Source organism: Moorena sp. SIO4E2 (genome assembly GCF_010671945.1).
In the GTDB taxonomy this organism is placed as follows: domain Bacteria; phylum Cyanobacteriota; class Cyanobacteriia; order Cyanobacteriales; family Coleofasciculaceae; genus Moorena; species Moorena producens.
This window is the reverse complement of record NZ_JAAHIE010000429.1, coordinates 1-6,461: the sequence shown is the minus strand read 5'-3', so window position 1 is coordinate 6,461 and position 6,461 is coordinate 1. Positions and strand designations below refer to the sequence as shown.

The 6,461-nt window shown below is 42.2% G+C and carries 4 protein-coding genes; 3 read left to right on the top strand and 1 reads right to left on the bottom strand.

The features are described from left to right. The first annotated feature begins 229 nt into the window (after nt 1-229). The 3 genes from F6K37_RS29530 (at nt 230) to F6K37_RS29520 (ending at nt 3,890) form a co-directional block, all read left to right on the top strand. Nucleotides 230-1,141: a cell division protein FtsX gene (locus F6K37_RS29530; protein WP_008187425.1), complete on the top strand. Its 912-nt coding sequence runs from the start codon at nt 230-232 to the stop codon at nt 1,139-1,141. A 167-nt stretch (nt 1,142-1,308) separates the two neighbouring features. Next, nucleotides 1,309-2,214, top strand: a complete 906-nt coding sequence (locus F6K37_RS29525) for a DUF3598 family protein (protein WP_008187423.1) — start codon at nt 1,309-1,311, stop codon at nt 2,212-2,214. An 854-nt stretch (nt 2,215-3,068) separates the two neighbouring features. Beyond that, nucleotides 3,069-3,890, top strand: coding sequence for a squalene/phytoene synthase family protein (locus F6K37_RS29520; RefSeq protein ID WP_008187421.1), 822 nt, complete (start codon nt 3,069-3,071; stop codon nt 3,888-3,890). An 872-nt stretch (nt 3,891-4,762) separates the two neighbouring features. On the opposite strand, the gene F6K37_RS29515 is transcribed toward F6K37_RS29520, so the two are convergent. Continuing rightward, nucleotides 4,763-5,935 (bottom strand): pyridoxal phosphate-dependent aminotransferase, encoded by a 1,173-nt coding sequence (locus F6K37_RS29515; RefSeq protein ID WP_008187419.1) that lies wholly within the window; start codon nt 5,933-5,935, stop codon nt 4,763-4,765. Nucleotides 5,936-6,461: the final 526 nt, after the last annotated feature.

Here is a 6,461-nt window from a genome sequence, read left to right as displayed (position 1 = left end):
AGGCGCTGCCTGAACCTCCTCAAGGGAACGCGCACCAAGAGAGGGGATGGGGACTGCGCCCCAATGATTTCATTGATTATCCCTGGTCGCCCATAGGTGGGTATTATGTCAAAATCGTACGTTTGTTGTGATTTATTGCTATCCCAAAATTCTTTTACAGCTTTTGATTTTCCTGGAAACTAGCAGCTCTATCGGTTAGAACCCAACAGTAACACCAAGTCAGGGACGGATGTTTAAATTTCTCACTCAACTGGACTACCTGCTGCGGGAAACTTTCTTAGGTCTACAACGTGGCGGCTGGAGCAACTGGGCGGCAGTTAGCACAGTCACTGTCCTATTGTTTCTGTTTGGTATAAGCTGGCAAGCCTCCTGGCAGTTAGGTGGGCTACTCAATCAGTTGGGGAGTCAACTAGAAGTGGCTGTTTATCTCGAACCAGGGGCTGAGGCAGAAATGGTCTTACCAGCAGTTGAGAAATTGCCCAAGGTGATGGCGGTTCAAACTATTTCCAAAGAAAAAGCTTGGGCATCCTTGGTTGAGGAACTGGGAATTTCGGACATTGCTGCTGCTACGGAACAGTTGGAAGGGAATCCCCTAGTGGATGAACTGAAGGTAAAGGTAAGCAAACCAAAGGATGTGCTAATTCTTGCCCAGCAGTTGTCACAGTTGCCAGGAATAGATCAGGTGCAGTATATGGATCAGACTCTCAAACAAATGCGACAGCTTCATCATGGTTTAGGCTGGGTGAGTCTGATCATTACTACCATTCTCAGTCTGACGGCAGTGGCAGTTGTTACCACCACAATGCGCCTGATTGTGATCGCAAGACGCCAGGAAATTGAGATTATGCAGCTAGTTGGGGCAACCAGATCCTGGATTTATCTGCCATTCATGTTGCAAGGAATTACTTTTGGTGTAGCTGGGGCAGCCCTAGCCTGGGTTTTGTTGATCGGTCTGCGGCAATTTCTGACTAATCTGCTCGCGACTGGACCTGATTTTATCGAATTTATCGCTACAGTGGTGCCACCTGACCCACTTAAAATTGTGGTGTTACCCTTACTGCTGTTGATTCTCGGGGGTTCAGTGGGTTTGCTCGGTAGCTGCTTAGCTGTTAGTCTCGAAAGCATCGCTATCGGAAAATGAGGTTACCAAAATTTGGTCTAATTCTGGTATTTTGTCAGTGGTTAGTGTCATGGCAAGTGGTTAGACCAACAGAGCAATGATGGAATGGAGGTTGGTAGACAGACTCATGACCCACGACTAACAACTAATGATACTAATGACTAAGAGCTAATCACTAAGGACTACTTATGCGATCGCAATGGGAATGTTTTTTGCAAAATCAAGGGAGTTGGCATGGTTCCTTTACCACATTCTCACCAAAAGGGCAACAGTTAAAAGATATTCCCTCTGTGCTCACTATAGAAGGACTCGACGATAACCACAAAATTCGTTTGACTCTTCGCTATCTGCCACCTGAACAAGCTATATTCAACCGAGTTCTGGAATACACCCATGTAGATCGCTATCTTATGTTCTTTGACACTGGTGCATTTTCCCAAGGCGCACTACAGTGGGCTCCTTATCCCGAATTTGGGGCAGAATTTGGCTTGATTGAGGGTAACCGTCGTCTGCGGATGGTGCAACTGTATAACAGGGAGAGTCAGCTGAAGCAGTTGACCTTAATTCGAGAAAAACTGGCGGGTACGGATACACCAGAACGTCCAGCATTAACCTTGGAACAGTTGCTCGGAGAGTGGCGTGGAGAGGCAGTAACCCTTTATTCTGATTTGCGATCGCCTAACATCTATCCTACTCACCTTAAACTTCAGCATCATGAAAGTAACCGCTTAGTACAACAACTCACATTTGGCACAGGAGAATCATTACGTACCATCACCTCTAGCGCTAAGATTGATGGGTCAATTCTGTATTTTGACGGCGGTGCGACCCCGGTCGGGTTTCCCGACCTAGGGAACGCGCACCAAGAGAAGGGTGCTGTTTCTACTCAAGTTTTATTATTGCCCGATGGGGCATCATCTACTTGTCCAATAACGGTTAAGCCAGGTCATTCTTTCTTCCTAGAAGTAGGTTGGTTGTGGCAAACTAACCAACGTCAGCGGCTGATTCGCTCTTTTAACGATAAAGGGCAATGGGTTAGTCTTACTTTGGTAAGAGAGCACAAAGTATCTTCTGGGCATTATATAAAAGAATAAAAGATGAAGTATCAAGCATGAAGTATCAAGGATAAAGTATCAAGCATGAAGTAGGTGGGCTTTTTGACAACCCAGTCAACCTGAAGAGATATTATCTATAGCGTTTTTAAACGATATGTGAAATTACGATTGATGGATAAAGGTAACTTCGGATCAGTAGGAAAGAAATACAAGTATTTTTTGATGTTATGAGCAATCAAAATTTGGTTTCATGTTCTATTTGGAAATGCTATGTAGCATTTTGATTTTAGATGTAAACATAGCGGTGCGACCCAAGGGGGATGGGAGCAGGTCAAATTTGCCGAACAAATGAACTACTTGACAAAACACCAAAAATTCTGTTATTGAGCCGGTCTTAGTTGCAGAACAGATCAACTATGTACCATTAGAGCTTGGCTTTTACCCGGGGGCTATAGTAATGGTAAAAATATTCGGCATTTCTGACATGCTCCCCCTATTACCTATTACCCATTACCTATTACCCATTACCTATTACCCATTACCCAGATAAGCGTACAAATGTTAGGCATTTGTGACATGCTCCCAAGGGGGATTTACTCGCCCTAGGAGGCGCGCAGGGTGGATTAATCTAAAAAAGCTATAGCGCTATTCCCTATTCCACCTGAACCAGCGCTATAGCTTTTTTAACCAGTTAACTGGCATAAGGTTGCGCATTTTTATCGTTTCTATTCCACAGCGGTAACTAGCAACTTACGTTAAATTTGTAAAATTTTGTATCAAAATTCAACATTCTGGATAAAATCCAAAATAACAGTGGTATAATATCTTGAAATTTCAGTCACATCCAAAAAACTTGTTCAAATTTGCCCCATATCGAATATGGATTGGTAAAGATGACCTATAAAGGTAGCTTAGAGATTCTCAAAGAGACTAGTCGGACTTTTTATATTCCAATTAGTACTCTCCCCAAAGACCTTCAAGAAGCTGTCGCTTCTGCCTACTTATGCATGCGTGCAATTGATGAAATTGAAGATCATCCTCAACTTGGTAAGTCTACCAAAGCAGCGCTGTTAAGAACAATTAGCTTAAACCTACAAACAATGGGCGACAGCTATACTGCTAGTTCTACTACTGATGAACTTCTTGCAGTTTTAAGTAAATACGAAACACTTCCAGAGGTAACAACTCGTATTGGTGAATGGGCAATTCTAGCACCAGAAACCATTGCACCTCGAATTTGGGAAGCAACTTCAGCAATGGCAGATAGAATGGCTTACTGGGTTGAGTGCGGTTGGAAGATTCGTACAGAGGGTGATTTGAATGGCTATACTTTCAGCGTTGCTGGTTCTGTAGGATTATTACTTTCTGATTTGTGGGCTTGGTATGATGGAACCCAAACAAATCGTCACCAGGCAATTGGTTTTGGTCGAGGCTTACAGGCAGTTAACATTCTACGTAATCGAACTGATGATTTGACACGTCACGTGGATTTCTTTCCTCAGGGATGGAGTTCAGAAACTATGCAAAGGTATGCCCGTATAAATCTTTCTTTAGCTGATGCCTATACTAACGATCTTCCCAAAGGTCCAGCTAGAAATTTTTGTCAAATTCCTCTTGCTTTGGCTCATGCAACACTTGATGTTTTAGCTCTCGGACAAGCTAAACTGAGTCGTGAGGCAGTGATTGGTATTGTTGATAAGTTGAGTGCGAGGTAGTGCTAAATCGTAATGTTCAGGACGAAAGCATTGCATTGTTGTGATGCACAAAATACCAAACTTCTTCAATAGACATCTGGAGGAAAGTGCTAAAACACTATTGAAAATTGCTTTGAGCAAGAATAAGCCAATCGGTGAAAAGTCGATCGTATCTAAGGAAAGATATGGTGTTGAGTTATTTACTGTTGATAAACCTCCAAAATTACAGCTTTGTATCTATTAATTTAAGAAAGGTTGACTTTATTAAATTACTCTAAAGAGTTTGACTCTAGTAATTAGATGTTCAACACTAATTTGTTGAGTTGGTAACCGTCAATTACCCATGACCAATTACCGATTACCTGAGAAGGTAATGATAATTAGTCAACTGTATTTGGGATGATATTTCTTTACTTTCAGCGACTTTGCAATAAAACTTATTATAAGTTAACTATAAGTATCACCAGAGTAGACAAATCTTTACCATAAGAACTACCCAGAATTTGTTATCCGGAATACACTTAACTCAGATTGAAGTATAAATCTAGAGGCTTTAAAAAGCCTGAGTCGATAGTAAAGAGGTAAGACCTATGGATAGCGAACTGAGCCAAGTTCTATTACTGGTGTTGATTTTTTCTATTTCCTGTATGATTTTGTCTCCGGTGTTATGGTGGATTCTGCCAGACAGAAGCATCAATAACGCCTAACCAGACTTTGCCAAAACCAAGCCAGTAAGCAGGTTTAGATGACATCAGTCTCAATAGCATGTATTATGAACCCACCCCTGCTTGGTGGGTTCACTAGAAAAAAAACTGGTCTGATACCTCACCCCTTGTAGGCAATTTGTGAGTCAATTTTTATACAAAATATTTTTTGCATCTCCTGCCCTTGGGTCAAACTTTTTGTAAAATTTCGTTAAGACCCGCAACGAATCTTTCAATACCCTCTGCTACAGTTTCTTTTTGCAAAGCACCATAAGCAAGCCTGAGGTAACACCCGTCCTCAATACCAAAGGCGCTACCTGGCATCACAGCTGCCCGATGTTCCCGAATCAGTCTCTCTACCAACTCAAAAGCATCCAACTGAGTATCCACTTTTAGGAAAACATAGAACGCTCCATCCGCAGAACCAATGGTACACAAACCCTCTAGACGTTTCAGGGAGTTCAATACCACCTGTCGTACAGACGCGATCGCATTAATATGAGGTTGACAGTAATCTTTTCGAGTATTCAATGCCCCTAAAGCCGCATACTGAGAAATGACTGGGGGACAAATTAGGATTGTATCCTGAACCTTTTGAATTGCTTCAAACAAGTGTTCTGGAATAATCATGTAGCCAATCCGCCAACTGGCAAAACCGTAGGCTTTGGAGAGGCTGTAGAGAGAAATAGTGTGTTGACTACTTTCGGGAAAGGCACCAGGGGAAAAGTGTTTCACCCCGTTGTAAGTAAAGTACTCATAAGCTTCATCACTGATGTGGTAAATTCCGTGATCCCCACAGAGTTGATTTACCTGACGCAATGCCTCTTCGGAATATACCGCCCCAGTAGGATTATTAGGTGATATGGTAACTACTGCCTTGGTTCTGTCGGTAATAGCCTGTGCGATCGCGGACGGACGTAGCTGGTAATTTTCATCGGTTGCCACCAGCACTGGATGACAGCTAGCCATCTGAATCGCCATTTCGTGGTTGAAATAGTAAGGCGTTTGAAGAATAATCTCGTCCCCAGGAGTGGTAATTGCTAGAATCGCGTTCATGAACGCCATGTTGCTTCCTGCGGTGACAACGATGCGGTTGGCGGAGTTGATCTCAATGTCGTTATCACTTTGCAGTTTTGCCTCAATTGCCTCTCGCAAGGCCGCAATTCCATGTACGGGTTTGTACTTATGATTGTCTGGTAAGCTGTAGAATTCACGCAACATTGCCATTGCCTCTGGGGGGGGATCATAATAGACCACCCCCTGTCCTAAGGATATGGTCTCAGGATATTTACGGATCAGTTCCGCAACCATCGGAATGACTGGCAACTGCACCGCCTGCATGCGGGAGCTTAGGTTTTTCATAGTTTCTTTTTGTTTTTGAGTGAACGCACCCGTGGTTTATACTAGCTAATCTCAGCAGTTAATCGAGATAAAAACAACTGAATTTTTTGATTGGTTTAGTTCAGTATTGTATTGCTATCCTTAAAGGCAGGGTAAACGCATCTAACTTAAGCAAGTTTTATAAAATATATATTTTTGAATTTTAACTATTACAGGATATTCCCAAAGATAGTCCTGATTATGACTTAATTTGATTGGTATTGCATTCAGGGTAAGCGCAAGAATCAATAAACCGTGGCTTACCCTCGAAAAAGACCGCGTCATTCTCAACAACTTAACTCTATTGCGAGTACAGTTCTACGAGATTATAGGGGTTTCGAGCCACGATCAACCGATATCCAGCCAATGCACATTATGGGCAATTTTTTCTTGCGCTTACCCTGGTATTGCATTGAGCAGACTATTCGATTATAAATCGAATAGTTGAAATTTTTAAATAAGTAAAATCAATTTACTAGAATTATTGGGTGTTAGCATACAGTTAACT

What these genes read in the sequence shown, in the direction of transcription:
- F6K37_RS29530 (WP_008187425.1), top strand. Translation starts at nt 230, where the DNA reads ATGTTTAAATTTCTCACTCAACTGGACTACCTGCTGCGGGAAACTTTC.
- F6K37_RS29525 (WP_008187423.1), top strand. Translation starts at nt 1,309, where the DNA reads ATGCGATCGCAATGGGAATGTTTTTTGCAAAATCAAGGGAGTTGGCAT.
- F6K37_RS29520 (WP_008187421.1), top strand. Translation starts at nt 3,069, where the DNA reads ATGACCTATAAAGGTAGCTTAGAGATTCTCAAAGAGACTAGTCGGACT.
- F6K37_RS29515 (WP_008187419.1), bottom strand. Translation starts at nt 5,935, where the DNA reads ATGAAAAACCTAAGCTCCCGCATGCAGGCGGTGCAGTTGCCAGTCATT.